The following is a 472-nucleotide window of genomic DNA, read 5'->3' as shown; positions in this document are numbered from 1 at the left end:
TATCTGGCAGTGGTACTGAGCATCCAAACCCGCCAAGTGCTGGGTTACAGCCTGGCGGACAGGATGCCTGACGACTTGGTCGAGCGCGCTTTCATGAACGCTTGGAACGCATGTTTGGGCGTCTACGGAGTGATTTTCCATTCCGACCAAGGGCGCCAGTACGCGAGCAGCAGGTTTCGTCTCGCTTTGGCCAAGAAGGGCTTCGCGCAAAGCATGAGTCGGAGAGGAAACTGCTGGGATAACGCCGTAGCTGAGAGTTTCTTCGCTACATTGAAGAGAGAGGAAGCCTACGCGGTCTACCCCACAAAGAAACAGGCTCACCTGGCAATTGCCAGCTACATCCATGGGTTCTACAACAGCTGTCGACTGCATTCAGCACTGGGTTACCGTTCACCGAACGAGTACGCAAAAGGCTTAAGGCAGTTGGCTCTGTAGCCAGCTTCTTGGCGTCCGCTGTCACGGGGCAGGCCCA

The 472-nt window shown here is 55.9% G+C and carries 1 protein-coding gene; it reads left to right on the top strand.

The genetic code is table 11. From position 1 onward, the window contains the following. Window positions 1-435, top strand: a 435-nt coding sequence (locus LVS58_RS24990; RefSeq protein ID WP_233693248.1) for a DDE-type integrase/transposase/recombinase, incomplete at its 5' end; no start/stop codon positions are given. Window positions 436-472 lie beyond the last annotated feature (37 nt).

The sequence above is a fragment of the Pseudomonas sp. JR33AA genome, assembly GCF_021378985.1.
GTDB lineage: Bacteria > Pseudomonadota > Gammaproteobacteria > Pseudomonadales > Pseudomonadaceae > Aquipseudomonas > Aquipseudomonas alloputida.
This window is presented reverse-complemented; position numbering and strand designations above follow the sequence as displayed.